The organism is Streptomyces sp. NPDC104313, assembly GCF_055583985.1.
Genome location: NZ_JBVJMW010000002.1, coordinates 1 through 25711, shown reverse-complemented (window position 1 = coordinate 25711; position 25711 = coordinate 1). Strand labels below are relative to the sequence as shown.

The following is a 25711-nucleotide window of genomic DNA, read 5'->3' as shown; positions in this document are numbered from 1 at the left end:
GAGGTGGCGAACACGGCTGCCGGCGCGGCGAGCACGCCGCCGCGCCGGAGCGAGGGCGGTACCCCGCGCGCCGTCGGCCTCGTCGAGGGAATGGTGGCCCCGGGGGCGCCCGACAGTCCCCGGCCGAAGGCCCCGCGGGCCGGCCGGTGGGGCGCGGGGCCCCCGCCCGGCCGTCGTCGCAGCCCGGGGTTCAGCCGCCGAGCAGGGGCCTCGAAGCGCGCTCCAGGACCGAGGTGACCCGCCCCCACGTCTCCAGGTCGCGTTCCACCGGCGGCAGACGGCGGTCCGTTCCGGATTCCTGCCAGGCCGTCGCCAGCGCCACCGGATCGCCGCCCCCGGCGGCCGAGGCGGCGAGCGCCGCCGCGCCGAGGGCGACCAGCTCCCCGCTGCCCGGGATGACGAGCGGCCGGCCGGAGAGCCGGCGCACCGTCTCCACCCACATCCGCCCCCGTGCCCCGCCGCCGATCAGGCGCAGCGGGCGGTCGGTGACCCCGGGCGCGTCCGGGTCGAGACCACAGGCCGACAGCAGTTCGTCCATGGCCCGCAGCACGGTGACGGCCGCGCCCTCATAGGCGGCGCCCAGCAGTTGCTGCCGGGTCGTGTCGTGGCGCAGTCCGGTCAGCAGCCCGGAGGCGGCCGGCAGGTCGGGGGTCCGTTCGCCGTCGAGGTAGGGGAGCAGGACCGCCTCGCCGCCGGCGGCAGCGTCCTCGCGGTCCAGGCCGAGCAGGGCGGCCACCTTGTCCACGGCGAGCGTGCAGTTGAGGGTGCAGGCCAGCGGGAGGTAGGTGCCGTCGCCGGCGGCGAATCCGTTCAGCGCGGTGGACGTGGACCGGGTGCGGGAGGCGGCGAACACCGTGCCGGAGGTGCCGAGGCTGAGAGCCGGGTGGTCCAGCAGCCCGGCGCCGCCCAGCCCGAGGCCCACGGCGGCGCTCATGTTGTCGCCGGTGCCGGCCGCCACCGCGATCCCCGCGGGCAGGCCGAGCGCTGTCGCCGCCGCCTCGGTGAGCGAGCCGATCCGGGCCGCCCCGGTGGGCGCGACCTCCGGGAGCAGGGCCGCGTCGAGGCCGAGCAGTTCCAGCAGGTCGGGGTCGTAGGCGCCGGTGGCGGTGGAGTACCAGCCGCTGCCCGAGGCGTCCCCGGGGTCGGTGGCGGCGACGCCCGCGAGGCGTTCGGTCAGGAAGTCGTGGGGGAGCCGGACCGCCGCCGCGTTCGCGGCGCTCGCCGGGTCCCTCTCGCGCAGCCACTGCCACTTGGACGCGGTGATCGAGGCGACCGGCACGGACCCGGTCCGCTCCGTCCAGGCCCCGGGTCCGCCGAGCGCGTCGGTGAGAGCGGCGGCCTGCGGCGCGGAGCGGGTGTCGTTCCACAGCAGAGCGGGGCGCAGGGGCCGGCCGGCCCCGTCCAGCACGACGAGCCCGTGCTGCTGCCCGGCGACCGCGATGCCGGTGACCGCGCGGGCGGGGAGACCGGACTCCTTCAGGCCGGCGGCCACCGCCTCGCACAGGGCCCGCCACCAGACCTCCGGATCGCTCTCCCGGGCCCCGGCCTCGCCGGTGACCACGTGCGGGGCGCGCCCCACGGCGAGCTGCTCGCCGGTCACGGCGTCGATGAAGGCGGCCTTGGTGGACTGGGTGGAGCTGTCCACGCCGATGACGACGGCGGGTGACGGCATGAGGGCCTCTTTCGCGCTGCGGGTGCTGGTCACGGGTCCGGTATTCGGCTGCGGCACGAACAAATTACGGGATGCGTGGCCCCCTGCACAGAGGGTCGGGGGCGCTCCGTGCGGCAGGGGGGTTCCATGTCAGGGGTGCGGTGTGCTTGATTAGTCATGACTCTGAACAAATAGGGGTGCCGGGCTGGTGGCCGGGCGTCCCGACGGCAGGCGAAGGCGGTCGGACGACGATGACGGAACGCTTCACTCCCACCCCCGAGGACAAGTTCAGTTTCGGTCTGTGGACCGTGGGCTGGCAGGGCCGGGACCCCTTCGGCGACGCGACCCGCGAGGCCATCGACCCTGTCGAGTCGGTCCAGCGGCTCGCGGAACTGGGTGCCTGGGGGGTGACCTTCCACGACGACGATCTGATCCCCTTCGGGGCGCCGGAGACCGAGCGCGAAAGGATCGTCCAGCGCTTCCGGCGGGCGGTCGACGGCAGTGGACTCGTCGTGCCCATGGTGACGACGAACCTCTTCACCCATCCCGTCTTCAAGGACGGCGGATTCACCGCCAACGACCGTGGCGTGCGCCGCTACGCACTCCGCAAGACCCTGCGCAACATCGACCTCGCCGTCCAGCTGGGCGCGAGGACCTTCGTGGCATGGGGCGGGCGTGAGGGGGCCGAGTCCGGCGGCGCGAAGGACGTCCGCCTCGCCCTCCATCGGATGAAGGAGGCCTTCGACCTGCTGGGCGAGTACGTCGTCGAACAGGGCTACGACCTCCGCTTCGCCATCGAGCCCAAGCCCAACGAGCCGCGCGGCGACATCCTGCTGCCCACCATCGGCCACGCCCTGGCCTTCATCGAGCGCCTGGAGCGCCCCGAACTGGTCGGCGTCAACCCGGAGACCGGGCACGAGCAGATGGCCGGGCTCAACTTCCCGCACGGCATCGCCCAGGCCATGTGGGCGGACAAGCTCTTCCATATCGACCTCAATGGTCAGTCCGGCATCAAGTACGACCAGGACCTGCGCTTCGGCGCGGGCGATCTGCGCCAGGCGTTCTGGCTCGTCGACCTGCTGGAGAGCGGCTACGAGGGCCCCCGCCACTTCGACTTCAAGCCCCCGCGCACCGAGGACTACGACGGTGTCTGGGCCTCCGCCGCGGGCTGCATGCGCAACTACCTCATCCTCAAGGAGCGGGCCGCGGCCTTCCGCGCCGACCCCGAGGTGCGGGCGGCCCTGCGCGCGTCCCGGCTCGACGAACTGGCGCGTCCCACCGCCGGGGAGGGCTTGGCGGGTCTCCTCGCCGACCGCGGCGCGTACGAGGACTTCGATGTGGACGCCGCCGCGGCACGCGGCATGGCCTTCGAGGCACTGGACCAGCTCGCCATGGACCACCTGCTCGCCGTGCGCTGACCCGCCGGGCCGACACCGGACGGTCCGACACCGGACGGTCCGGGGCCGGTCCGCCCCGGCTCAGCCGCCGGACGGCTCCGCGTACGCCACCGGATCGTCCAGTACGTCCTGCACCACGAGCGCCGCCGCGCCCCGCGCCGCGTCGCCCGCCACCGAGGACGCCCGGAGCCGGCCGCTGCCCGGGGACCAGAGCCCCGACACCACCCGGCCGGTCAGCTCCTCGTCGGCGGGCGGCGCCAGCCACGGCATCAGCCCCCGATAGATCCCGCCGAGCACCACCGCGTCCGGGTCGATCAGGTTCACCGCGCCCGACAGCACCCGGCCCAGCATCCGGCCCGCCTCACCGACCGCGGCCACCGCGCGCCGGTCCCCGGCGCCCGCGCGCCGCTCCAGCTCCAGCACCCCGGAGGCGCCGCCGAGGCCCTCGATCCCGGCCGCCCGCAGCAGCGCCGCCTGACCGGCGTACTGCTCCAGGCACCCCCGTGAACCGCACCGGCACTCCGGCCCCGCCGGATCCACCACCACGTGCCCGATCTCGCCGGCGAAACCGTGCGCACCGCGCAGCAGTTCGCCGCCCAGGACGAGTGCGCCACCGACCCCGATCTCCCCCGTCAGATAGAGGAAGCTCCGCACGTCATCGAGGCCGCCGAACCACAGCTCGGCCAGCGCCGCGAGATTGGCCTCGTTCTCCGAGGCGACCGGCAGCACCGGGTGGCCGGGGCGCAGGGCGGCCAGCGCGTCGGCGAACAGCTCCTGCGCCGGAACCTCGTTCCAGCCGAGGTTGGGGGCCTGCCGCACCGACCCGCCGGAGACGAGACCCGGCAGCGCCAGTGCCGCGCCCACCGGACGCAACTCCTGCTCGTACGCCGACTCCAGGGTCCGCGCGGCGATCCGGGCCGCCCGGGCCAGCACCTCATCGGCGGGCGCGCCCCGGTTGTCGAGGTGTTCGGTCTGCCGGACCCGGCCGGTGCCCGCCAGGTCCACCACGCACACCGAGACGTAGGCGATGTTGATCTCCACGCCGAGTCCGGCCGGGCCGGTCCGGGCCACCTTGAGCGCGGTGCCGGGGCGGCCGGCCTGCCCGCTGAACGTCTTGCCCGACTCGGTGAGGAACCCGCTGTCCATCAGCTGCTCGACGAGCGAGGACACCGCGGCCCGGGTCAGTCCGACCCGGGCGGCCACTCCGGCCCGGGTCGCCTCGCCGCGCTCGCCCTCGTCCCGTACGGCGCGGAGTACCAGGCTCAGATTGTGCCGTCGCACGGTGTCCTTGTCGGCCTTGGGCCCCAGCGGAGTGAGGATGCTCTTCATATCGTCGCCGAGCCTATGTGATGCGGGGCTCCCGGCGGGGGTGCGGGAACGGGCGGTATCGCGGAAGGGGAGGGGGACGCGTCGCGGAAGGGGGTGGTTCCGGCCGTCCGGCCGGAACCACCCCCTATCCACCTCGGCTCAGGGCTTGGCGCCCCGGGCCGTCAGCATGTCCGCCATCAGGCCGATCTCCGACTGCTGGCCGCGGACCATACCCGCCGCCAGATCCCGGATGACATCCGTCCTGGCCGCCCCGGCGGCCGCCTGCGCCATGTCCGCGCCGGCGCGGTGGTGCACGGTCATCAGCCGCAGGAACAGCACCTCGGCCTTCTCGCCCTCCGCGGCCGTGAGGGCCGCCAGCTCCGCGTCGGTGGCCATGCCCGGCATCAGCGAACCGTCGTCGGCCGGCGTGAGGGTGTGGCCCATCCACTCCATCGGCGGCCCGGCCGCGCTCTTCGGCAGCCCCCACAGCTCCAGCCAGCCCAGCATCATGCCGCGCTGGTTGGCCTGGGTGTTGATGATGTCGTACGCGAGACGCCGCACGTCCTCGTCGCCGGTGCGGTCCCGCACGATGAACGACATCTCGACCGCCTGCTGGTGGTGGATCGCCATGTCCCGGGCGAAGCCCGCGTCCACGGAGTCCTCCGCCGGAGCGGACCGTGCCACCGCGGACGCCCCGGACGGGGAGGCCGAGGAGGGGCGTACGACCATCAGCGCCACCAGCCCCAGCGCCAGGAGCAGCACGGCGGCCCCCGCGAGGACCATCCGAGGGGTGGAGCCGGAAGGCGACAGGGCGGTCACTTGTCCAGCCCGCCGGTGCAGGCGGCCCCCGGCTCAGGGGTCTGCGGGCCCTGCACGTACTTGGTGAAGAACTGTGCGACCCGGTCGTCCGTGGCGCTCTTGATCGTCACCTGCTTGCCCCACGCGCTGAGCGTCAGCGGGTCCTTCTGGTCCTTGACCGGGCTCATCAGGGAGTACGGAGTCGACTTGACCTTCTTGGTGAGCGCCTCGATGTCGGCGTCCGAGGCCTTGTCGTTGTACGTGACCCAGACCGCGCCGTGCTCCAGCGAGTGCACGGCGTTCTCCTTCGGTATCTCGTCGGTGTAGACGTCGGCGTTGCAGTTCATCCAGACCTGGTTGTGGTCGCCGCCGACGGGCGGGTTCATCGGGTAGTCGACCTTGGTCGCCACATGCTCCTGCGTCAGCTTGTCCCAGCTGCGTTCGCCGGTGACCGGCGAGGTCTTGGCCTGCTGTTCCTTCTTGTCCTTCTCGTTCGCCTGCGACATCAGGTAACCGCCCCCGGCGACCAGGGCGCCGACCACGGCCACCGAGGCGCTGATGGTGATGATGCGGACCCGCCGCTCGCGGGCGCGCTCCTTGCGGCGCGCCTCTTCGAGCTTGGCGCGACGCGCTGAGGCCGGGTTGTTCTGGTTCTTGGCGGAAGCCATGGGGAGTCCTCGTCGTTCAACCGATGCATACAGGCGATGCATGAAGGGGGAAGGGGTGCGGGGCAGGCGAAAAGCCGCTCCCGGTGAACCGGCGCCGGGGCGCGGCGGGAGAGCGGACCCGGCCTCTAGATCCGCTGGACCTGAAGGCGTAGTTGATCGACGGAGCGCACACCGTCGTGCGCGGGACCCCGGATGGCCGCCGCGCCGGTGAGCGGGATGGCGGGAACGGAGGTCACGGGCGAGGGGACGGTGACGGGGGCGGACGACGCCGGAAGCACGACGGCCGCCGCGTGCGTCGAGCCGCCGTGGCACGACGTCCCGAGCCCGCGGTCCGCCGGGGAGGCCGTGACGACCGGTTCGAAGGCGGCGTCGGGCGTCGGGGTGAAAGCGCGGACGGCACTCGCACCGGCGGGGTCCGCCGCGACGGGCGCGGCGGCGGCCGAGGTGGTGATCGAGCAGCAGAAGAGCATGGCCATGGCCGGCAGGAAGAACACCCAGCCCAGAGCGAGGGGCGTGCGGGGGCTGTACCGCTGCCGGTCGGTCCGCGTGCTCACCCTGGTCATCGCCCGTCATCGTAGTGGGTGCATGAAGATTCAAAGAAGATGGGTCGCTGTCCGCGGGACAGTGTGCCCGAGTCGTCGCCGCTCGAACAGAGTCCAGAATATTTACCGGTGCGGTACCTGCCGACGCGTATGAGTGACCTATGCGCCTATCTGCCCTGGCCGGCTCTCCGCCGCAACCCTTCCGCCGGACTGACCCGCGCTGGATTCGACCTCCTCGGCGCCCTGCGCGGGGCCCACCGGGAGTTGCCCCCCCGGTGGGCGCGGAGGTGCTTCGCGGACGCGTCAGCGCGGCGATTTCGCGTGTCACTCGCCCGTTGGTCGGGAATCTGCACCTTTCGATCCGGTTCGATCATCTGTGCCGTTGTCCTGTTCTGTGGGGTGAGAGTCGCTCACGTGAAGGTGATTTGCCCTAGAAAAAGCCGCTAACTGGCATGGATGGTTCCGGCCTTCCGTGGCGGGCGGGTCTCGAGAGAGACGTTTTTCCGCCGCGATCACTCACCGCACACGCCTCGCAGCGCAGCGTGCGAAAACTGGTGAGTGTATTCCTCTCGGCGAGCTTCCGCAGAGGGTTGGGTGAATATGCCGAAGCACTGTTCTGATCTGGCTAAGCTCACGCACAGTGAAGTCGAGTTGAGATGAATTCGAGCACTTGTTCCTGAGTCTCCGCTCACGTGCGCATGTATCCCGGAATCAACCGCCAGAGGGTTTTAGATGGTCCGTGTTGAATCACCGCCGACCGACAGAGAAATTCCCGTCGTCCGCGTAGTCCTGCCGCCCGCGGCCCTGCTCCTCGGAGCCACCGCCGCCGGCTCGGCCCTGGTCGCACCGGCCGCGCGGATACCAGTCGTCGTGTGCGGCGCGATCGCCACGCTCGTGGTCGCCGTACTTACCGTGGCGCTGCACCGCCGCCGACGCGCCATGCGCGTCCAGCGCGCGGAGTACGAACAGCGCATCGCCTACCTGGAACACCGCATCCTCTCGCACGACGCCGAGACGGTACGGCTCACCAAGGAAGTCATGCCCGCCGCCATCCGGCGGCTGCGCGCGGGCAATTCGCCCGAAGAGGTAATGCGCGACATCGTCGACGCGGATGTGGCCAACCGTCATCTCCCCAAGGCGCTGCGCGAGCAGATCTACCAGGTCCTCGAAGTCATCGACAACGAGGAGGCGCGGCGTGACTCCGCTCAGCGCGCCTTCGTCAGCGTCGCCCGCCGCGTCCAGGCGATCGTGCACCGCCAGGCCAGTGAACTGCGGGAGATGGAGGACCACTACGGGCGCAACCCCGAGGTCTTCGACGACCTCCTGCGCATCGACCACGGCACCGCGCTGATCGGCCGCCTCGCCGACTCCATCGCCGTGCTCGGCGGCGCCCGCCCGAGCCGCCAGTGGCCCAAGCCCGTACCGCTGTTCAGCGTGCTGCGCGGTGCGATGTCCCGCATCCTGGAGTACCAGCGCGTAGATCTGCACTCGATCGCCAAGGTCGCCATCGTCGGCACCTCGGTCGAACCGCTCATCCACGCCTGCGCCGAACTCCTCGACAACGCGACCCGCTACTCGCCGCCCCAGACCCGGGTGCACGTCACCGCGGTCGAGGTGCAGACCGGCATCGCCATCGAGATCGAGGATGGTGGCGTCAGCCTCAGCGAGGAGGCCCGCGCCCGCGCCGAGAACATGCTCGCCCAGGCCCAGGCCGGCATCAACATGAACGACCTCGGCGAGTCCCCGCGCCTCGGCATGGCCGTCGTGGGCCGGCTCTCCCGGATGTACCAGCTCCAGGTGTCGCTGCGTCAGTCGGCCTACGGCGGCGTCCGCGCCGTCCTCATCGTGCCGCGCGACATGATCACCACCGGGCCCGCCCCCGGCATCGCCCACGGCATCGGCGCCACCTCGCGGCCCACCAGCTCCCTGGACATGTCGCAGCTCCAGCACGTGGTGCCGCCGCCCGGCAAGCGCAAGCCCAAGCCCGCCGCCACCGGCCCCGTGCCGTCCGTGGCCGCACCGGTCTCCGCCGGAGCCCCCGTGGCCACGTCGCACCCGGTCGTTCCCGCGGCAGCCATGGAGGACGACCTTCCCGTGGTCACCGAGTGGACCGAGAACGGGCTGCCGCAGCGCCGCAGCCGGGGCCGCGCCCCGCTCGGCTCGCACAACCTCCCGCAGCAGCCCTCACCGCCCCCCGCCCCCGCCAACGGTTTCCACCCCGGCGCGGACGAGGGCGCGGACGAGGGGCGCGGCGAGGAGAAGCCCCCCGGCCTCTGGCTGGAGGCCTTCACCAAGGCCGTCAACGGCGTACCGCAGGAACGAAAGCACGGCGAAGACTCCGATGACGCGTGGGACAAGGGAGACCTGAAGTGATCCAGCAGCGGGGAAACATGGACTGGATGCTCAAGGAACTGGCCGACGACGTTCCGAGCATCCACCAGATCGTGGTGCTCTCGTCGGACGGCCTGCGCATCGCGATGCACGGCGGCGACCCCGACGTCGCCGACCGGCTCGCGGCGGCCTGTGCCGGGCTGCAGAGCCTGGCCGCCGCCGTGGCCACCGAGATCCCGTACAGCGACGGCCTCATGAAGCTCGTGGTCATCGAGGTGACGGGCGGGTTCTTCTACCTGATGGCGGCCGGGGCCGGCGCCTATCTCGCGGTCCTGGCCGGCGAGACGGTCGACGCCGGACTCGTCGGGGCCCGGATGCGGGACATGGTCGTGCGGATCGGAGCCCACCTGACCAGCCCGCCCCGCCACGGCGGGCAGTCCGGATGAGTGGTCCTCGACGAGAGCGCCGCAAGGCCGATCCGGACCGGCACGATCCGGAACGGCTGTACGTGATCACCGGCGATCTCGACGACAGCGAACGGTCCGCGCTCGACCTGGTCACGATGGTCGTCGCGCAGGCAGAGCCCTCGCCGACCTTCCAGCCCGAGCAGGCGGCGATCCTGCGACTCTGCCAGGCACCGTTGTCCGTCGCCGAGATCTCGGCCTACCTCAGCCTGCCGTTCAGCGTGGTCACCTCGCTCCTGAGCGATCTCCTCGCAACCGAACTCATCCAGTCGCGTGCGCCGATCGTCCGCGCCACGCTCCCTGACAGGTCCCTTCTCGAAGCGGTGATGCATGGACTTCAGAAACTCTGACACGATCACCGGACCCCGCAGTGAGGACGTCCTTCCCACCACGGTCACCGCCGCGGTGAAGGTCGTGATCGTCGGCGGGTTCGGCGTCGGCAAGACCACCATGGTCGGCTCGGTGAGCGAGATCCGGCCGCTGACGACCGAAGAGACCATGACCCAGGCCGGCGTAGGCGTGGACGACAACGCCGGGGTGGAGACGAAGACCGCCACCACGGTCGCCATGGACTTCGGGCGGATCAGCCTCAGCGAGGAACTGATCCTCTATCTGTTCGGCACCCCCGGTCAGGAACGCTTCTGGTTCCTCTGGAACGGCCTCTTCGAGGGCGCCCTCGGCGCGGTGGTCCTCATCGACACGAGACGGCTCGAAGTCAGCTTCGACGTCATCGGCCGGCTGGAGGAGCGCGGAGTGCCCTTCGTGGTGGCCGTGAACACCTTCCCCGACGCGCCGCACCACCCGGTCGAGTCCCTGCGCAGAGCCCTCGACCTGCCGGACGAGGTCCCGATGATCGACTGCGACGCCCGGTCGCGGGCCTCCAGCCGCGATGTGCTGATGACCCTGATGCGCTATCTGCACAGCCTGGCCGTCCCGCTCGTCTGACGCGGAACCTCCTTCGGGACACCCCGGACCACCGGATCCACGACCGGATCCACGACCGGATCCACGACCGGATCCACGACCGGATCCACGACCGGATCCACGACCGGATCCACGACCGGGGGCGCGCCATCCCGCGGCGTCTGCCCCCGGCCCGGTCCGTGAACCGTCGGCCCGTCCCGCCCGCTTGTGCACCAGCCCTGGAATCCTGATCCCTGGAGCCCCTGTGACAACCCCCTTCCACCACGAACCCGGCGCCGTGCCCCCGCCCCAGTGCCCGGCCCACAACCTCGACATCGGCCCCGGCGGACTGCGTCGGTTCTACGGACCCGAGGCGGAGAACAACCCGGCGGGTCTCTACGACAAACTCCGCGCCGAACACGGCACGGTCGCCCCGATCCTGCTCCACGGCGACGTGCCCGCCTGGCTCGTGCTCGGCCACAGCGAGAACCTTCATGTCACCCGTACGCCCTCCCAGTTCTCCCGGGACTCGCGGCGCTGGCGGGCCCTCCAGGACGGCAGCGTCGCCCCGGACCACCCGCTCGCCCCGATCTTCACCTGGCAGCCCGTCTGCGTGTTCGCCGACGGCGCCAAGCACGAGCGGCAGCGCGGCGCGGTCACCGACAGCATGGAGCGCATCGACACCCGCGGGGTGCGCCGCCACATCAACCGCTTCAGTAACCGCCTCGTCAACGACTTCTGCGAGAAGGGCACCGCCGACCTGGTCAGCCAGTTCGCGGAGCATCTGCCGATGATGGTGTTGTGTGCGATCTTCGGCATGCCGGAGGAGTACGACGAGCGTCTCGTCCAGGCGGCCCGGGACATGACACGCGGCACCGAGACCGCTGTGGCGAGCAACGCCCACATCGTGTCGGTGCTGACGCGCCTGGTCGAGCGGCGCCGCGCCGAACCCTCGCCGGACCTGGCCTCGTGGCTCGTCGAGCATCCCGCGACGATGACCGACACCGAGGTCATCGAGCATCTGCGCCTCATCATGATCGCCGCCTACGAGTCCACCGCCAATCTCATCGCCAACGTGCTGCGCATGGTCCTGATCGACCCGCGCTTCCGTGCCCGGCTCAGCGGCGGGCACATGACCATCCCCGAGGCGGTCGAGCAGACCCTCTGGGACGAGCCCCCTTTCACCGCCGTGTTCGGCCGCTGGGCGGTCGGTGACACGGAGCTGGGCGGCCAGCAGATCAAGGCGGGCGACGCCCTGCTCATCGGGATCGCCCCGGCCAACACCGACCCCACCGTCCGCCCGGACCCGGGCGCCGACATGGGCGGCAACCGCGCCCACCTCGCCTTCAGCGGTGGCCCCCACGAGTGCCCGGGACAGGACATCGGCCGGGCCATCGCCGACGTCGGGATCGACGCGCTCCTGATGCGCCTGCCGGACCTGGAGCTCGGCGCCGAGGAGAGCGAGCTGCGCTGGATCGGCACCATCATGTCCCGCCATCTGATCGAGCTGCCGGTGAAGTTCGCCCCCAGCCCCCGGCAGAAGCTGGACGCGGATCCGCTCTCGGTGATGGCCCGTGCCGCCCGCCCGGCCGACGCCTGGGAGATCCCCTCCCCGACCAGGCAGGTCCCCGAGCCCCGGCACGAGGCGGCCGTGGCGCAGCCCGCCCACGCCTCGGGCGCCGCACCCACTCCCGCCCCGGCCGCACCCCCCGCGGCCGAGCCGGCACCTTCCCCGAAACCCGCGCCGGTGGCGACGATCCCGCAGCAGCGCCGACCGGCCGCCCCCGCCCGGCTCTGGCAGGCGGTCGCCCGCTGGTGGAGCGGCTACTGACACACCGTCGAACGTCGGGCCGCGGCGGCCCCGGAGCACGCCCACGGGCCCGGGCCACCGCGTCGTGCCCCGGGCCCGTGGGCGCGGCCGACGGCTGAAGCCCGGGCCTGCCCGTACCATCGAGCAGCGTGAAGCTGACAATTCTTGGCGGTGGCGGATTCCGGGTGCCTCTCGTGTACGGGGCGCTCCTCGGCGATCACGCCGAGGGCCGCGTCTCCCGGGTCACGCTGTACGACACCGACGCCGACCGGCTCACCGCCGTCGCCCGCGTCCTGGAGGAGCAGGGGCGGGGCATCGCGGACGCGCCCGCCGTCGTCGCCACCACGGAACTCGACGAGGCGCTGCGCGGAGCCGACTTCGTCTTCTCCGCCATCCGGGTCGGCGGGCTGGCCGGACGTGCCGCCGACGAGCGGGTGGCCCTCGACGAAGGCGTCCTCGGCCAGGAGACCGTCGGCGCCGGCGGTATCGCGTACGGGCTGCGCACCGTTCCCGTCGCCCTCGACCTCGCCCGCCGCGTCGCCCGGCTCGCCCCGCACGCCTGGGTCATCAACTTCACCAACCCGGCGGGCCTCGTGACCGAGGCGATGTCCCGGCATCTGGGCGACCGGGTCATCGGGATCTGCGACTCGCCGGTCGGGCTGGGGCGGCGCGTCGCCCGCGTCCTGGGCGCCGACCCGGACCGGGCCTGGATCGACTACTCCGGGCTCAACCACCTCGGATGGCTGCGGGGACTGTATGTGGACGGGCGGGACGAACTGCCCCGGCTGCTCGCCGACCCGGAGCTGCTGGAGTCCTTCGAGGAGGGCCGTCTCTTCGGCGCGGAACTGCTCCGGTCGCTGGGCGCGATCCCCAACGAATACCTGCACTACTACTACTTCAACCGTGAGGCCAAGGGCGCCTACCAGGAGGCCGGACAGACCCGGGGCGCCTTCCTCCAGGACCAGCAGGAGGGCTTCTACGCCCGCATGCGGGAGCCCGGCACCCCTGCCCTGGCCACCTGGGACCGCACCCGCGCCGAACGCGAGGCGACGTACATGGCGGAGAACCGCGACGTGGCCGGGGCGGGGGAGCGGGAGGAGAGCGACCTGGAGTCCGGCGGCTACGAACAGGTCGCCCTCGCCCTGATGCGGGCCGTGGCCCGCAACGAACGCACCTCCTTGATCCTCAACGTCCGCAACCGCACGACCCTGTCGGCCCTGGACGTGGACGCCGTCGTCGAGGTGCCCTGCCTCGTCGACGCCAACGGGGCCCACCCGGTGGCTGTCTCACCCCTCCCGAACCACGCGGTCGGCCTCGTCACCGCGGTGAAGGCCGTGGAGCGGGCGGTGCTGGAGGCGGCGGAGAGCGGGTCCCGCACGGCGGCCGTCCAGGCGTTCGCGCTGCACCCGCTGGTCGACTCCGTGGTAGTGGCCCGGAGGCTGCTCGACCGGTACGCCGAGGTCCACCCGGGGCTCGCGTACCTCGACGGGACCTGAGCCCGCGCGACCCGCGTCGGAACGAGACGGGCCCGACCTGACCGGGCCCGGCTCGTTCCGACGCGGGCCCCGAGGCCCGGTCGCCAGGGAGGCTACGGCGCGGACACCACGCTCGTCCGGCCGGCCGTGGCCCAGCTCGGCACCACCCCGGTCACCTGGCAGACCATCAGGAAGAGCGGAATGGGCGGGGTGTACGGAGTGAGGCCGCCCGGTGTGTGGATCAGCCGCAGCCGTCCGCCGGGCACGTCCGCGTCACGCGCGTATGTCACCTGCTCGGGCCAGTCGAGATCCAGGTCGGAGCCGGCCGGGACGATCCACCACCAGCGGTCCGCGTCGGCGAAGACGCATCCGGTGCGCGGCAGATGGGACATGAGACGAAAGCCGTGCCGGGCGGGCACCCCGACCGCGTCACAGCCCAGGGTGGCCGACATCGCAGCCGGCAGGACCAGCCGCACCCGGCCGCCACGGACCTGCTCGGGCGTCCGGGCCCGGTGTGCCGAGCGCAGCCTGGCCAGCGCGTTCCTCAGCATGGCCGCTCCGCGCCGGACAGTTGCTCCGCGTCGTACGGCTGCTCCGTGTCGTACGGCAGCTCCGCCCAGACGATGCGCCCGGAGGCGTTCCCGGCGTCGTGCGAGCCCCAGGCGCTGCTCATCGCGTCGACCAGCAGTAGACCCCTCCCGTGCTCGTCGTCGGACGAGCGGCGCAGCCGCGGGCCGCCGGGCTGGTGCCCCTGGTCCTGCACGGCTATCCGCAGTCGACCGCCGGGCCGGCTCAGCTCGCACACCACCCGGGTGCTCGCGGTGTGCACGACGGCGTTGGTCACCAGCTCGGAGACGATGAGGACGGCCGCGTCACAGGCGTCGCGGTTCAGCTTCCAGGCGTCCGTCCGGGCTCGCGTCAGCGCGCGCGCACCGGCCACCGACTCGGGGTGCGCCGGCAGCGCGAAGCAGTAACGGAGCGTCTCCGTCCCGGGGCTGAGGTCCATGAGCCGGGGGATGAGCGCACTGTCAGGTGCCACGACCGATTCCTCACAGTGGGGGCTGCGTCACGCTTCGCTCCCCGGGTGATCGGGGGGCGGGCGCGACCGAGCGAACTGGTTCGGGTCTCAACTCTCCCCCCGACGATGACACTTGGCAAGGGGCACTCTGAAATTTTCAGAGTGACTGTGTCGTTGGGGGCGCACGCATGGCACACTGCTCGCAAAACAGCGCATGGGGAGGTCTGAAGTGAGCGAACCGCGGTCCGCCCCGACCGTGGGCCAGGTCGTTCTCGGCAAGCGCCTGCAGGATCTGCGCGAGCGTGTCGGCCTGACCCGTGACCAGGCGGCGAAGGTACTCAGGGTCGCACCGGCGACGATACGCAGAATGGAAACGGCCGAGGTCGGGCTGAAGATCCCCTACGTCCAGCTGTTGCTGAAGGCGTACGGCATCGCCGACCAGGAGGCCGACGCCTTCGTCGACCTGGCCGAGGAGGCGAACAAACCGGGCTGGTGGCAACGCTTCCACGACGTCCTGCCCGACTGGTTCAGCATGTACGTCAGCCTGGAGGGCGCGGCGAGCCTGCTGCGCATGTACGAGCCGCACTTCGTGCCCGGACTTCTCCAGACCGAGGACTACGCACGTTCCGTGATGCGGACCGGAGCCGTCGGACAGACCCGGCCCGAGGACATCGAGCGCCATGTGGCGCTGCGGATGGAGCGCCAGTCACTGCTGGCCAAGGACGACGCCCCCAGACTGTGGGCGATCATGGACGAGACCGTCCTGCGGCGTCCCGTCGGCAGTGCGCAGGTGATGCGGGGGCAGATCGACAAGCTGCTCGCATCCACGGAGCTTCCCCACGTCACGCTTCAGATCGCGGAGTTCGCCACCGGCCACCACCCGGGAACCTACGGACCGTTCGTCCTCTTCCGGTTCGCCGTTCCCGAACTCCCCGACATGGTCTACAGCGAGTACCTGACCGGAGCCGTCTACTTCGACGCCCGCCCCGAGGTGGCCTCCTATCTCGAAGTCATGGACCGCATGGCGGCTCAGGCCGCGACTGCACAACGCACGAAGGAAATCCTCCGGGACTTCCGCAAGGAGCTGTGATGAACCACATATACAACGGCATGCCTGCCGGTGACCTCGGCTCCGAAGGCTGGTACAAGCCGTGGAGCGGCGGGAACGGCGGCAACTGCGTCGAGGCCATGAAGCTCGCCGACGGGCGGGTGGCCGTACGCCAGTCCGCCGACCCGGACGGCCCCGCCCTGATCTACTCCAACGGCGAGATCGCCGCGTTCATCCAGGGCGCCAAGGCCGGCCAGGCGGACTTCCTCCTCACCTGAGACCACACCCCATGTGTTGTCCGGATACCGAAGGGCCCGGCACAGAGCCCAGTACAGAGCCCAGTACAGAGCCCAGTACAGAGCTCAACACGGTGGTACAGAGCCCAGTGCGGATCCGGCGAAGCGTCCGGACCGGCACAACACTTGGGCACGTACCCGCAGTTCCTTCGCTTGTTCCCATCGTCGACGTACGGATACCTGACCACGGAGCGCGCCATGACCGGGCAAGAACCCCACTCCATCGAGATCGACACCAGCAAGCCGCATCCGGCCCGGATGTACGACTGGTTCCTCGGCGGCAAGGACAACTACCCGGTCGACGAACAGATGGCGCGACAGCTGCTCGCCCTGGACACGAGGGGCCGTGACATGGCGCGGGTCAACCGGGCGTTCATGCACCGGGCCACCCGCCGGCTCGCCGAGAGCGGGGTGCGCCAGTTCCTGGACATCGGCGCCGGCATACCCACCGAGCCGAACCTCCACCAGATCGCCCAGCAGACCGCCCCCGACGCACGCGTCGTCTACTGCGACAACGACCCGATCGTTCTCGCCCACGCCGCGGCGCTGCTCCGCTCCACGCCGGAGGGCGCCACCGAGTACATCCAGGCCGACGCCCGCAAGCCGGAGACCATCCTGGCGGAGGCCGGCAAGGTCCTGGACTTCGACGAGCCGATCGCCCTGTCGCTGCTGGCCCTGCTGCACTTCATCGACGACGAGGACGGCGCGGGCGAACTGGTCGACAAGCTGGTCGAGCGTCTTCCCTCCGGCAGCTATCTGGTGCTCTCACACACCACCGGCGACTTCAACCCGGAGGGCGCCGCGCAGGCACGGGCCATGTACAAGGCGCGCGGGATGACGCTGCGTCCCCGCAGCCACGCCGAACTCACGGCGTTCTTCGACGGTCTCGAACTGGTGGAGCCGGGCGTCTCGCTCTGCGCCGACTGGCATCCGGAGCTCGGTGAGGTCATCGACGTCCAGGGCGACGAGCCGATCCCCGGCTATGCCGGCGTGGCTCGCAAACCCTGATCTCCGGTTCCACCGCCCGCCCGCCCGCATCCGACGCGGGCGGGCGGTGGAGTCCCCTGCTCAGGCGCCGAGAGCGTTTCCCATGGTGACGGCCACATGCCCGGGTGCCTCGTCGTGCGCATCGCCCCCCGACGTCGGCCCCGCCACGCTCCATCGCCGCTCCCAGCCCCTGGGCACCAGGCCGTCGGCCCGGCTCACCGAGCAGCGCGTCACGCAGGCCCGCCGCTCCTGGAACGCCGTCAGGAACGCGACCTGATCGCCCGCTCCGGCGGGCCCGGCACGGCGACCGGACCGGGCGCCCAGCCCCGCCGCCGCAGCGGACCGACGCCCCCGAATACCGCTGTCGCCCCGCCCCGGCCCGCTGAGCCCGCCGCCACGCGTCACAATGGACCCATGTCACGACGCACTTCCCGGCCCCGGGGGCCCGCCGCGCGGATCACCTCCGCCTCCCCGTGCCCCTGCGGCCTGCCCGCCCCCTACGGGCGATGCTGCGGCCGGTTTCATTCCGGCGGCGTCGCCGCGCCGACCTGCGAGGCCCTGATGCGCTCCCGGTACGCGGCCTTCGTCGTCCGGGACGCGGCGTACCTACTGCGCACCTGGCACCCCGAGACCCGGCCGCCCGGCGTCGACTTCGACCCCGCGACGTGCTGGGTGGGGCTGGACATCCTGGACACCACCGAGGGCAGCGCCTTCCACTCCACCGGAACGGTCACCTTCCGCGCCCACTACACCGACGACGGGCTCCCCGGCTCCCTCCACGAGAAGAGCCGCTTCGGCCGGCACGAGGGCGCCTGGGTCTACACGAAGGCGGTCTTCGTCGACTGAGCCGGCCGATCAGCCTCCCGAGGCCGTCCCACCTCCTCACGAGCGTCCGAACGCTTCCCGGACGGTGATCGCGGACCCGCGGGAATTCGTTTCCCGGCGGACCGCGCGCGATCGTACGATCCGCGCATGGACGAGGACGAAGCAGTGACACCGTACGCCGCGCGGAAACGATTCTGGCGGGGTCGTGACGTCGCCTTCACCCCCGTCGAGCCCGACGACGCCGAACTGATCCACCACTGGCGCGTGGACCCGGTGACCGCGCGGGAGACCGGCGTCTGGCCCGGCACCCTGCACGAACTCCGTGAGCGTATCGAGTCCCACATCGAGGACCGCTGCCGCGACGACTTCCTCGTCCTCCTCGAGGACGGCACGCCGGTCGGCCACATCGCCCTCATCGAGGAGGACTTCGTCGACGGCACCGCCGAGGTCTACCTCGTGCTCGCCCCCGGACACCGCGGCCGGGGGCTCGGCGCCGACGCGCTCGAAGCCCTCACCGACCTGGCCTTCGGCGAACTGCCCCTGCACCGGGTCGAGGCCTTCACCCACACCGACAACGCGGCGGCCCTCGCCGTCCTGAGCGGAGCCGGTTTCGTCCGGGAGGGCGTACGCCGGTCCTCGTGCCTGCACCACGGCCGCCGCCACGACAGCGCGGTCCTCGGCCTGCTCCGCGCGGAGTGGGAGGCGTTGGAGCGTCCCCGGTCCTGGGAGCACTGACCCGCCCGTAAGGGCGGCGCCCGGGACCTGGAGCGGGTCCGAGCGGCTGCCTCAGACGGGGGCCCCCAGCCGCCTCGAACCGCCGGGACCGGCCGCCGGGGACAGCTCCTGGGCCAGGTCCTCCGCCAGCAGCCTTTTGGCGATCACATCCACGGTGGCCCGGAGCTGACGGTCGTCGGGGCGGGCGCCGTCCTCGGCCAGGCGCTCGTTGAGCCAGCGGCCCCAGGCGTCGGAGATCACCGCGGCCTCGCGCCGGCCCGCCGCCGTATGCGAGAAGATCCGGCCGTCGCCCGTCAGATAGCCCTCCTCGATCATCCGGTCGAAGACGGGCACCAGCACCTCCGGCGGGATGCGGTGCCGGGCCGCGATCAGCCCGAGGCCCGCGTGGCCGACCATCCTGGTGAAGAGGTCCACCTGCATCACCGCCCAGGCCCCCGCCATATCGAGGCGGGTGTCGGACTCGGCGGTGATCCGACGGGCGGTGTCCGGGCCCGCGCCGTGCAGGAGCGTGGCCACGGAGTACTCCAGGACCTGCGCCGAATCACCGCTGCCCGGCTGGGCGAAGCCCTCGCCCATGTCCGTCGACCCGAGCCGGGCCGAGTCCCGCAGCTTCACCTCCTTCAGGAACAGGGCGACGACGAAGCCGATCAACGCGACGGGTACCGTCCACAGGAACACGGTGTGCAGGGTGTCCGCGTAGGCTTGGGCCAGCGGTTCGGACTGGGCGGCGGGCAGCGCGTGCAGGGCCTGCGGGCTGTGCGAGGCACGGGCCAGGGCCGCCGGGTCGCCGCCCGCGGCCACCGCCCGCGCGACGCCGTCAGTGAGGTTCGGCTTCAGCGCGTTGGCGTAGATCGTGCCGAACACCGCCGTGCCGAAGGCGCTGCCCAGGGTGCGGAAGAACGTCACGCCCGAGGTGGCCGTGCCCAGGTCCTCGTAGTCGACGGTGTTCTGCACGGCGATCGTCAGCACCTGCATGGCCAGCCCGATGCCGAGCCCCAGCACCACCATGTAGAGCGACTCCAGCCAGACGCCGGTCCCCGGCCCCATCCGGGACAGGAGGAACAGTCCGGCCGCCATGACCAGGGTCCCCACGATGGGGAACAGCCGGTAGCGGCCCGTCTTGCTCACCACGTTGCCGCTGAAGATCGAGGCGGCCAGCAGACCGGCGACCAGCGGCAGCGTCCGCACCCCGGAGAGCGTCGCCGAGTCCCCGTCCACGTACTGCAGGTAGGTCGGCAGGAAGATCATCGAGCCCAGCATCGCGAAGCCCACGATGAAGCTGAGGACCGAGCAGACCGTGAACACCGGGTTGCGGAACAGCCGCATCGGCAGCATCGGTTCCTTCGCCCGCGTCTCCACCACGCAGAACAGCGTCAGGGCGATCAGCCCGCCGACGAACATCCCGATGATCATGGGCGAGCCCCAGGCGTACTCGTTGCCGCCCCAGCTCGTCGCCAGGATCAGCGCACTCGCCCCGACCGTGACCAGCGCGATCCCGGCGTAGTCGATGACCGGCCGGCCCGCGGCCTTCACCGAGGGAATGGTCCGGGCGGCGGCGATCACCACCACGATGGCGATCGGCACATTGACGTAGAACGCCCAGCGCCAGGTCAGATGGTCGGTGAAGAGTCCGCCGATCAGTGGCCCGATCACGGTCGAGATGCCGAAGACCGCCCCGATCGCGCCCTGGTACTTGCCCCGTTCGCGCAGCGGGATCACGTCCGCGATCAGCGCCATCGATGTGACCATGAGGCCGCCCGCGCCGATGCCCTGCATACCGCGCCAGATGATCAACAGCAGCATGTCCGAGGCGAGGCCGCACAGGAACGAACCCGTGATGAAGATGATCGCCGAGACCTGGAAGACCAGCTTCCGCCCGAACAGGTCGCCGAACTTGCCGACCAGGACGGTGGCCACCGTCTCCGCCAGCAGATAAGCGGTGACCACCCACGACATGTGCTCGGCCCCGCCCAGGTCCGAGACGATCGTCGGCAGGGCCGTGCCCACGATCGTCTGGTCCAGTGCGGCGAGCAGCATGCCCAGCACGATCGTGGTGAAGACGATGTTGCGCCGCCGCCGGTCGAGGACAGGCGGCGGCGCGGCGGCACTCTGCGCGGCGGGGGCTTGCTCGCTGGCAGTGGTCACCCCTGCACCCTCACACCGGCCCCCCGCCCCCGCATGCGGGGGCGGGCCGGACGGGGGTCAGCGGAGCAGCGGGACGATCGACGCCTTCAGCCGCGCCACGAACGCCTCACGGACGTCCTCACCGACCCGGCGGGAGCCCCGCCCCGGGGTCAGACAGCTTCTGTGGATCCGCTCCGTACGGCCGCCACCCACTCGACGAGCAGCCGCTCGTACTCCCGGCGGCCCTCGGGCGACACCACACCGCCGTCGGCGACCAGAGCGCGGATCTCCGCGTTCAGCACAACCATCGGGCGGGCAGGCGTCGGCTCGGTCGAAGTGGAGGTCATGTGAAGAGGCTAGTGGCAGGGGAGCCGGAGAAGCACCGGTTACGCGTGTGGGGCCCACCACGGGCACCGTTCGTCCCCGGCCCCGAAGCGGCGCCGACACACTGTCGCCCCGTGCCGCGACTCTCTCCATACCGCCGTCACGGATCGTCACAACCGGACGATCCGAACCCTGTTGCCGCACGTCGGCGGCCTGTGGCGGGGCCTCGGAGCTGTCGCGTACACGCTCCGACGCGCTCGGTGACGATCACCGTCCGGCCTGACCCGATGGGTATTTCCACGGCTCCGTTCCACGTCGGCGTACGCGTTCGAGGCGACGAGGATCACATGGATTCGAGGGGGGAACCGGTCCGGATCAGGGGCAGATCCAGCAGGAGGGACGGGCGCCCCGCAAGGCCGGTCCGCCGCCGGTCGAGGGGAGAGCGGCGGGCGAGAGGCGAGAGATGAGGGACGGTCAGAAGGGCGAGCCCGGCAGCACGGCGAGTCCGGGGTGGTGCGCGGCCAGGACCTTGTTGGCGCGGGCCAGGTCGGACAGGGCCTGTTCGCGGTCGGCCTGGTCCTCGACGCCGAGCCGGGGACCGCGGAACCGGCGTACCTCGCGGGCCGCGCAGTCGGCGGCGAACTCGGCCTGGAGGATGTGCGGCGGAATGCACGAACCGATCAGCGCGGCGACCCGGTCCGGGATCGGCACGGGGACGAGGAGGTGCGAGGCGGTCATGGGGCGTTCCCTCTCGGGTGGTTGGCCAGGAGGCGGTGCACGGGTCCTGTCACCTGGTGGGCGGCAGGTTCCTTCCTGTGTACGGGACGCGGTTCCGGGTTTCTCGTCGGATACGTCTCCGTGTCGCAACCGTTGGGGACTGACCGTCTATTTCGCGTTACGCGGCGGTAAGTTGACCCGCCGCGCCGAACGTGATCCGGATCGCGCCGAACGTGATCCGGATCGGGCCGCAGGTGATCCGGATCAGGGGGATGTGCCGGTCGCGCGGGAGCGCAGACGCAGCGCTCGCAGGACCGCCTCGGTGGCGAAACGGCTCTCGGGATCGATGAGTTGGTCACCGAAGATGGTATCCAGGCTCCGCATGCGGTAGCGCACGGTCTGCGGGTGGACATCCAGTAGTGCACCCATCTGGGCCGCGGTGCCCCGGGTGTCGAGCCAGATGCGCAGCGTCTCGACCAGTCGGTCACGACGGGTGGCGCTGATTCCCGCGACAGCGGCCAGCTCCCGCTGGGCGAGCTGGTCCAGCAGGGCGGGGTCGGACAGCAGCCACAGGGTGGTGAGGTGGTCCTCGCAGCGGATCAGCGGTGCGTCGTCGATCACGCCGGAGTCGACAAGCTCCAGGACCCGGCGGGCCCAGCGGATCGACTCGCAGGCCAGCGCCGTGGGGACGGTCAGTCCGATCGCCGCGCGGCCGGCCGGCAGCGCCTGCTCCAGCATGGATCTTCGTGCGTCGTCCAGTGCGCCGGGGATCAGCAGATGGGGCTGCGGGGCGCTGAGATCGACGAGGAGGTCGCGGTCCGCGCCGAGCCGGTCCAGCTTCGCCGGGGCGCGGACGGCGATCAGCGTGACCTCCTCCGGCAGCGCCCACCCGACCTGCTCGCACAGATCGGCGATGGCGCTGCCGGGGGCCGGGCGTCCGGCGAGGATGAGGTGGAGCAGACGGCGGCGTAACGCCTCACTGTGCTCGCCCGACTGGGACTGCGCCTCCTGGAATCCCTCCCGGGAAAGCGATTCCAGTTCGTCGACGTAGGCGAAGAGCGCGTCGGCGAAGCTCAGCATCAGGGTGGGGGAGAGGTGGTAGCTCTGCCCGACCTTCTTGGCCCGCCGCAGGGCCACCCGTGCGCCCAGCCGGTAGGCCCCCTGCAGGGTGTCCATGGTCCGGCCCTCGTACGCCTCGAAACGTCCGAAGCGCCGGCACATGTCGTCCCGGAGTGTGGTGGGGGAGGAGGGCTCGGCCACCAGATCGACGAACGAGGCGAGGCTCTGTTCCACGCCCACCCGGATGGTCTGCCCGTTCGGGCCGTCGAGCAGACGGGCGTATTCCGGATAGGCCCGGGTGACCTCGACGCCGATTTCCTTGATGAGGCTGGGCAGTTCGGGCCGCATGATCGCCGCGAATTCCTGGGGGAGCGGCCCCAGCGGGTCTTCGGTATCCAACGGCTGTATGAGATGTGCCATGACAAGTCCCCTTGCTCTCGGCGCCCGGTGGTGGGGTGAGGCGGTGGGGGGAAAGCGCTCCCACGAACCGACAGGTGCGTACCAAGTTCGCGACGAAGATAGACCAACGAACTGGCACTGCAAACCACTTGGACAAGATCGAAGTGCGAGGGGCACACGGCCCGGCCGCACGGTGCGACTTTCGTGCAGGTCGGGCGGTACTGCGCGCTTTCGGACAATGAATTTCGGCCGCATGCTCCGACGGTGACAACAAAGTCGTTCCACCGCACCGACATGTTCCCGGTGAGGCGCGCGCGTCGTCGGTCGATCCTTGTGGCGGCAGGGCGCGCGGGCGGCTCACCACGGTGAATGCGGGCGGGGCCTCTCTTCGGCGAGCGTTTTTGGCCGAGTGGCTGATATGTGCGCTATCCGTGGGGTGAGTGGAGGCGGGGCTTCCGCGGCCCCCGCCCCCGCGCCGCCGTGTGCGCACGGCGTGCGGGGTTCCGGTCGCCCGAGCCCGAATCCATACCCCCGGGTGCGCATTCCTTGACAAGGAAGCGGTGCCCCGATGCTCATTTCCGCATCAAAAAGGGTGTGGTGCAAAGAATCTTAGACGGACGGATTGTGTCGCCCTGTTTCCCGCGAGTAACATCACGCCTCGATCAATTCGGTCACGAAATCTGCCCGAAATTTGATGCTCCGATCCTTCGCCCCCGGGCCCACCCGAGGCTCCATCGCCGTCGAGAAGTCGTCGCGGTGCGGGCTTGCATTGCAGAACCGGTCAACTTCGTGCACGAGGCCGCGCCACGGCGGCCGACAGAGGGGACGACATGAGATCCGTTTCCCATCGAACCCGCGTAGGTCTGCTCGCGGCGTTCACGGCATTCAGTGCCCTGCTTTCCACCGGCTCGGCCACCGCCGCCACCCAGCTCAACGGCGACTGGGCGCCCTTCGACCGCTGCCCGGTCGACGCGCCCACCATGCTCGCCGCGGACGGCCTCAACACCATCGCGACCTGCATAGCGTCCAGCTCGGCCGGCGGAACCATCACACTGGGCAAGACGAAGGTCTCCACCGGCCACACCGATCTGCAGCTCGGAGTCATCCAGCGCCCCGGTGGCGCCGCCTCACTGGTGGCCCCGCCCGAGGGGGCGCTCACCGCGGACCCGGCGGAGATCCCCGGCGGGCTGATCGGGCTCATGTGTCCCAGCGGAATTCCGCTCGTATCGGGAATCTGCCGCCAGCTGACGGACAACAATCTCAACCGTGTGACGGCCACCATCGAACCGGCCGGAGCGCCGCGCGACTTCCATATGAGCGCGGCATTCTCCGCCGGTGAGCCCATTCTCACCATTCCGGTCCGCATCCACCTCAAGAATCCGTTCCTCGGTGACAAGTGCTACATCGGGACCACGTCCAACCCGGTGCTCCTGAAGCCACAGAACGCGACGGCTCCGAGCCTCTCACTGCAGCGGTTCTCGGCCGACGGGACGCCGAACGACGACGAGGGCGAGATGGGGCGCTACACCTTCGACGGCGCCGACCAGGGTGACGCCGCGTTCGCCGTTCCCGGGGCCAGCGGCTGCGGTGCCGGGCTCCTGGACTGGGCGGTGAATCTCAAGACCGGTCTCCCGTCCGCTGCCGGAAAGAACAGCGTGACGCTCGACGCCACCTCGACGTACTTCGGCAGCCCCTACGACCCCGTCGGCCTCGCGCCGAACGAGGGCAGGAAGCTGTCCGAATTCTGGCACTCCGCGAAGCGGTAGGCCCCGGGCACGATCCGCCGGACACCCCCTGATCCCGAGTACGAGGAGGTGGTGCGCAACCCGCCCCCCAAGCCCTTGTCCGCGCACCTCGACACGAGCCGGTGTCGGGGATCCGCCGAGTGCCGCACCGTCCGGCACGGCGAGCAACTGAGCAAAAGCGCCTCTCCAGTCACGTTCAGCCGCATCCCCAACGGGACGAGTAAAGGGAGTACCCCATGTTCAAGCGAACCGGTGTCCTGACCGCGATCGGTGCCGCCGCGGCATCCGTCGTCCTGGCCGCCCCGTCGGCCGTCGCCGCGCCGACCAGCTGGACGATCAGCCCGGCGGGCCCCTTCAACGGCAGCGCCGGAGTGACCGTCCTGACCGACAACAACGGCAACAAGATCCAGTGTGCGACCTCGGCCGCCTCGGGCTCGGCGCCGACCTCCCCGGTCGCCGGGAGCCCGGCCAAGCTCGCGTCCATCTCGGCGATCTCGTTCAACTCGCCGTGCACCGGGCCGTTCAGCTCGACATGGACGGTGACCACCACGCCGCCGTGGGAGATCTGGGGCCTGGACTACGCGGCGGGCGCCGGCGCCAACTCCACGGGCCAGGTGACCGGTGAGATCCGAGCGATCAAGGCGAAGGTGTCCGGGAACAGCGTCCTCGGCCCGTGCACCTTCGATGTGACCGGCAAGGTCGCGGCCAAGTACAACAACCCGAGCGCGGGCGGCAGCAACGGCACGCTGAACACCGCGGGTGGCGGCCTCACCCTCGCCATCGCCAACAAGGTCGGCGGCGGCTGCGGCATCGTCGGCACCACCGCCAGCTTTCAGGGCCTGTACACCATCGTGAACCAGGCGACGGGCAAGTCCCCGGTCATCAGCGGGTGACCCACCGCCGATGACGTCCCGAACCTGAGCGTCGGGGGGGGGGGGGGGGGGCCCCCCCCCCCCCGGCCCCCCCCCCGGGGGGGGGCCCCCCCCCCCCCCCCCCCGCCCCCCCCCCCCCCCCCCCCCCCCCCCCCCCCGGCGCCCCCCCCCCCCCCCCCCCCCCCCCCCCCCCCCCCCCCCCCCCCCCCCCCCCC

General features: G+C 71.3%; 25 protein-coding genes. 14 read left to right on the top strand and 11 right to left on the bottom strand.

Annotated features, from left to right (window positions below; translation table 11 throughout):
• Window positions 1-190: 190 nt before the first annotated feature.
• On the bottom strand, window positions 191-1672 hold the full coding sequence (gene xylB / locus ACZ60Q_RS04120; RefSeq protein ID WP_469629496.1) for a xylulokinase: 1482 nt from the start codon (window positions 1670-1672) through the stop codon (window positions 191-193).
• A 230-nt stretch (window positions 1673-1902) separates the two neighbouring features.
• Between xylB and xylA the strand changes: the two genes are divergently transcribed.
• Window positions 1903-3069, top strand: a complete 1167-nt coding sequence (gene xylA / locus ACZ60Q_RS04115) for a xylose isomerase (RefSeq protein ID WP_469628091.1) — start codon at window positions 1903-1905, stop codon at window positions 3067-3069.
• 60 nt (window positions 3070-3129) lie between these two features.
• Here xylA and ACZ60Q_RS04110 read toward each other — a convergent pair whose 3' ends face one another.
• From ACZ60Q_RS04110 to ACZ60Q_RS04095, 4 genes are all read right to left on the bottom strand, one after another.
• A complete protein-coding gene (locus tag ACZ60Q_RS04110; RefSeq protein ID WP_469628088.1) occupies window positions 3130-4377 on the bottom strand; it encodes an ROK family protein in 1248 nt (415 codons plus the stop codon).
• Window positions 4378-4515: 138 nt separating this feature from the next.
• The gene (locus ACZ60Q_RS04105; protein WP_469628086.1) at window positions 4516-5175 is read right to left on the bottom strand and encodes a DUF305 domain-containing protein; all 660 of its coding nucleotides are present in this window, start codon (window positions 5173-5175) and stop codon (window positions 4516-4518) included.
• On the bottom strand, window positions 5172-5822 hold the full coding sequence (locus ACZ60Q_RS04100; RefSeq protein ID WP_469628083.1) for a DUF3105 domain-containing protein: 651 nt from the start codon (window positions 5820-5822) through the stop codon (window positions 5172-5174). Before ACZ60Q_RS04100 ends, ACZ60Q_RS04105 begins: the two co-directional genes overlap by 4 nt.
• Window positions 5823-5947: 125 nt before the next feature.
• The gene (locus ACZ60Q_RS04095; protein WP_469628081.1) at window positions 5948-6385 is read right to left on the bottom strand and encodes a hypothetical protein; all 438 of its coding nucleotides are present in this window, start codon (window positions 6383-6385) and stop codon (window positions 5948-5950) included.
• Between the two features lie 711 nt (window positions 6386-7096).
• On the opposite strand from ACZ60Q_RS04095, the gene ACZ60Q_RS04090 reads away from it, so the two are divergent.
• The 6 genes from ACZ60Q_RS04090 to ACZ60Q_RS04065 all read left to right on the top strand — a co-directional run bounded on the left by ACZ60Q_RS04090 (window position 7097) and on the right by ACZ60Q_RS04065 (window position 13368).
• The gene (locus tag ACZ60Q_RS04090) at window positions 7097-8737 is read left to right on the top strand and encodes a sensor histidine kinase (protein ID WP_469628078.1); all 1641 of its coding nucleotides are present in this window, start codon (window positions 7097-7099) and stop codon (window positions 8735-8737) included.
• Window positions 8734-9141, top strand: coding sequence for a roadblock/LC7 domain-containing protein (locus tag ACZ60Q_RS04085; RefSeq protein WP_007454741.1), 408 nt, complete (start codon window positions 8734-8736; stop codon window positions 9139-9141). The genes ACZ60Q_RS04090 and ACZ60Q_RS04085 overlap by 4 nt, the downstream gene beginning before the upstream one ends.
• Window positions 9138-9509 (top strand): DUF742 domain-containing protein, encoded by a 372-nt coding sequence (locus ACZ60Q_RS04080; protein WP_469628075.1) that lies wholly within the window; start codon window positions 9138-9140, stop codon window positions 9507-9509. The genes ACZ60Q_RS04085 and ACZ60Q_RS04080 overlap by 4 nt, the downstream gene beginning before the upstream one ends.
• The gene (locus tag ACZ60Q_RS04075; protein WP_469628072.1) at window positions 9490-10104 is read left to right on the top strand and encodes a GTP-binding protein; all 615 of its coding nucleotides are present in this window, start codon (window positions 9490-9492) and stop codon (window positions 10102-10104) included. The genes ACZ60Q_RS04080 and ACZ60Q_RS04075 overlap by 20 nt, the downstream gene beginning before the upstream one ends.
• Window positions 10105-10327: 223 nt before the next feature.
• Window positions 10328-11893, top strand: coding sequence for a cytochrome P450 (locus tag ACZ60Q_RS04070; RefSeq protein WP_469628069.1), 1566 nt, complete (start codon window positions 10328-10330; stop codon window positions 11891-11893).
• A 128-nt stretch (window positions 11894-12021) separates the two neighbouring features.
• The gene (locus ACZ60Q_RS04065; RefSeq protein ID WP_469628067.1) at window positions 12022-13368 is read left to right on the top strand and encodes a 6-phospho-beta-glucosidase; all 1347 of its coding nucleotides are present in this window, start codon (window positions 12022-12024) and stop codon (window positions 13366-13368) included.
• A gap of 92 nt (window positions 13369-13460) precedes the next feature.
• Here the strand turns inward: ACZ60Q_RS04065 and ACZ60Q_RS04060 are convergent, their stop codons facing one another.
• Together ACZ60Q_RS04060 and ACZ60Q_RS04055 are read right to left on the bottom strand one after the other, a co-directional pair.
• Complete coding sequence (locus ACZ60Q_RS04060; protein ID WP_469628064.1) at window positions 13461-13898, bottom strand: hypothetical protein; 438 nt, start codon at window positions 13896-13898, stop codon at window positions 13461-13463.
• Window positions 13892-14386 carry an ATP-binding protein gene (locus ACZ60Q_RS04055; protein ID WP_469628061.1) on the bottom strand — a complete coding sequence of 165 codons (495 nt, stop codon included), beginning with the start codon at window positions 14384-14386 and terminating at the stop codon, window positions 13892-13894. The genes ACZ60Q_RS04060 and ACZ60Q_RS04055 overlap by 7 nt, the downstream gene beginning before the upstream one ends.
• Before the next feature lie 208 nt (window positions 14387-14594).
• Here ACZ60Q_RS04055 and ACZ60Q_RS04050 point away from each other — a divergent pair, with 208 nt between their 5' ends.
• The 5 genes from ACZ60Q_RS04050 (at window position 14595) to ACZ60Q_RS04030 (ending at window position 18256) form a co-directional block, all read left to right on the top strand.
• Window positions 14595-15455 (top strand): helix-turn-helix domain-containing protein, encoded by an 861-nt coding sequence (locus ACZ60Q_RS04050; protein ID WP_469628058.1) that lies wholly within the window; start codon window positions 14595-14597, stop codon window positions 15453-15455.
• On the top strand, window positions 15455-15691 hold the full coding sequence (locus ACZ60Q_RS04045) for a DUF397 domain-containing protein (protein WP_018955330.1): 237 nt from the start codon (window positions 15455-15457) through the stop codon (window positions 15689-15691). Before ACZ60Q_RS04050 ends, ACZ60Q_RS04045 begins: the two co-directional genes overlap by 1 nt.
• A gap of 216 nt (window positions 15692-15907) precedes the next feature.
• Window positions 15908-16717: an SAM-dependent methyltransferase gene (locus ACZ60Q_RS04040; RefSeq protein ID WP_469628055.1), complete on the top strand. Its 810-nt coding sequence runs from the start codon at window positions 15908-15910 to the stop codon at window positions 16715-16717.
• A 393-nt stretch (window positions 16718-17110) separates the two neighbouring features.
• Window positions 17111-17542 (top strand): YchJ family protein, encoded by a 432-nt coding sequence (locus ACZ60Q_RS04035; RefSeq protein WP_469628052.1) that lies wholly within the window; start codon window positions 17111-17113, stop codon window positions 17540-17542.
• A gap of 126 nt (window positions 17543-17668) precedes the next feature.
• Window positions 17669-18256: a GNAT family N-acetyltransferase gene (locus ACZ60Q_RS04030; RefSeq protein ID WP_469628049.1), complete on the top strand. Its 588-nt coding sequence runs from the start codon at window positions 17669-17671 to the stop codon at window positions 18254-18256.
• Window positions 18257-18307: 51 nt separating this feature from the next.
• On the opposite strand, the gene ACZ60Q_RS04025 is transcribed toward ACZ60Q_RS04030, so the two are convergent.
• The 4 genes from ACZ60Q_RS04025 to ACZ60Q_RS04010 all read right to left on the bottom strand — a co-directional run bounded on the left by ACZ60Q_RS04025 (window position 18308) and on the right by ACZ60Q_RS04010 (window position 22900).
• Window positions 18308-20401 carry an MDR family MFS transporter gene (locus ACZ60Q_RS04025; protein WP_469628047.1) on the bottom strand — a complete coding sequence of 698 codons (2094 nt, stop codon included), beginning with the start codon at window positions 20399-20401 and terminating at the stop codon, window positions 18308-18310.
• Window positions 20402-20550: 149 nt separating this feature from the next.
• On the bottom strand, window positions 20551-20727 hold the full coding sequence (locus ACZ60Q_RS04020; RefSeq protein ID WP_469628044.1) for a hypothetical protein: 177 nt from the start codon (window positions 20725-20727) through the stop codon (window positions 20551-20553).
• A gap of 451 nt (window positions 20728-21178) precedes the next feature.
• The gene (locus ACZ60Q_RS04015) at window positions 21179-21442 is read right to left on the bottom strand and encodes a hypothetical protein (protein WP_469628042.1); all 264 of its coding nucleotides are present in this window, start codon (window positions 21440-21442) and stop codon (window positions 21179-21181) included.
• A 243-nt stretch (window positions 21443-21685) separates the two neighbouring features.
• Window positions 21686-22900, bottom strand: coding sequence for a PucR-like N-terminal domain-containing protein (locus tag ACZ60Q_RS04010; protein ID WP_469628040.1), 1215 nt, complete (start codon window positions 22898-22900; stop codon window positions 21686-21688).
• A gap of 809 nt (window positions 22901-23709) precedes the next feature.
• Between ACZ60Q_RS04010 and ACZ60Q_RS04005 the strand changes: the two genes are divergently transcribed.
• Together ACZ60Q_RS04005 and ACZ60Q_RS04000 are read left to right on the top strand one after the other, a co-directional pair.
• A complete protein-coding gene (locus ACZ60Q_RS04005; protein WP_469628038.1) occupies window positions 23710-24645 on the top strand; it encodes a hypothetical protein in 936 nt (311 codons plus the stop codon).
• A gap of 215 nt (window positions 24646-24860) precedes the next feature.
• Window positions 24861-25517: a hypothetical protein gene (locus ACZ60Q_RS04000; RefSeq protein WP_469628036.1), complete on the top strand. Its 657-nt coding sequence runs from the start codon at window positions 24861-24863 to the stop codon at window positions 25515-25517.
• Window positions 25518-25711 lie beyond the last annotated feature (194 nt).

What these genes read in the sequence shown, in the direction of transcription:
- ACZ60Q_RS04040 (WP_469628055.1), top strand. Translation starts at nt 15,908, where the DNA reads ATGACCGGGCAAGAACCCCACTCCATCGAGATCGACACCAGCAAGCCG.
- xylB (WP_469629496.1), bottom strand. Translation starts at nt 1,672, where the DNA reads ATGCCGTCACCCGCCGTCGTCATCGGCGTGGACAGCTCCACCCAGTCC.
- ACZ60Q_RS04045 (WP_018955330.1), top strand. Translation starts at nt 15,455, where the DNA reads ATGAACCACATATACAACGGCATGCCTGCCGGTGACCTCGGCTCCGAA.
- ACZ60Q_RS04100 (WP_469628083.1), bottom strand. Translation starts at nt 5,822, where the DNA reads ATGGCTTCCGCCAAGAACCAGAACAACCCGGCCTCAGCGCGTCGCGCC.
- ACZ60Q_RS04015 (WP_469628042.1), bottom strand. Translation starts at nt 21,442, where the DNA reads ATGACCGCCTCGCACCTCCTCGTCCCCGTGCCGATCCCGGACCGGGTC.
- ACZ60Q_RS04080 (WP_469628075.1), top strand. Translation starts at nt 9,138, where the DNA reads ATGAGTGGTCCTCGACGAGAGCGCCGCAAGGCCGATCCGGACCGGCAC.
- ACZ60Q_RS04000 (WP_469628036.1), top strand. Translation starts at nt 24,861, where the DNA reads ATGTTCAAGCGAACCGGTGTCCTGACCGCGATCGGTGCCGCCGCGGCA.
- ACZ60Q_RS04010 (WP_469628040.1), bottom strand. Translation starts at nt 22,900, where the DNA reads ATGGCACATCTCATACAGCCGTTGGATACCGAAGACCCGCTGGGGCCG.
- ACZ60Q_RS04060 (WP_469628064.1), bottom strand. Translation starts at nt 13,898, where the DNA reads ATGCTGAGGAACGCGCTGGCCAGGCTGCGCTCGGCACACCGGGCCCGG.
- ACZ60Q_RS04035 (WP_469628052.1), top strand. Translation starts at nt 17,111, where the DNA reads ATGTCACGACGCACTTCCCGGCCCCGGGGGCCCGCCGCGCGGATCACC.
- ACZ60Q_RS04075 (WP_469628072.1), top strand. Translation starts at nt 9,490, where the DNA reads ATGGACTTCAGAAACTCTGACACGATCACCGGACCCCGCAGTGAGGAC.
- ACZ60Q_RS04020 (WP_469628044.1), bottom strand. Translation starts at nt 20,727, where the DNA reads ATGACCTCCACTTCGACCGAGCCGACGCCTGCCCGCCCGATGGTTGTG.
- xylA (WP_469628091.1), top strand. Translation starts at nt 1,903, where the DNA reads ATGACGGAACGCTTCACTCCCACCCCCGAGGACAAGTTCAGTTTCGGT.
- ACZ60Q_RS04090 (WP_469628078.1), top strand. Translation starts at nt 7,097, where the DNA reads ATGGTCCGTGTTGAATCACCGCCGACCGACAGAGAAATTCCCGTCGTC.
- ACZ60Q_RS04095 (WP_469628081.1), bottom strand. Translation starts at nt 6,385, where the DNA reads ATGACCAGGGTGAGCACGCGGACCGACCGGCAGCGGTACAGCCCCCGC.
- ACZ60Q_RS04110 (WP_469628088.1), bottom strand. Translation starts at nt 4,377, where the DNA reads ATGAAGAGCATCCTCACTCCGCTGGGGCCCAAGGCCGACAAGGACACC.
- ACZ60Q_RS04005 (WP_469628038.1), top strand. Translation starts at nt 23,710, where the DNA reads ATGAGATCCGTTTCCCATCGAACCCGCGTAGGTCTGCTCGCGGCGTTC.
- ACZ60Q_RS04030 (WP_469628049.1), top strand. Translation starts at nt 17,669, where the DNA reads ATGGACGAGGACGAAGCAGTGACACCGTACGCCGCGCGGAAACGATTC.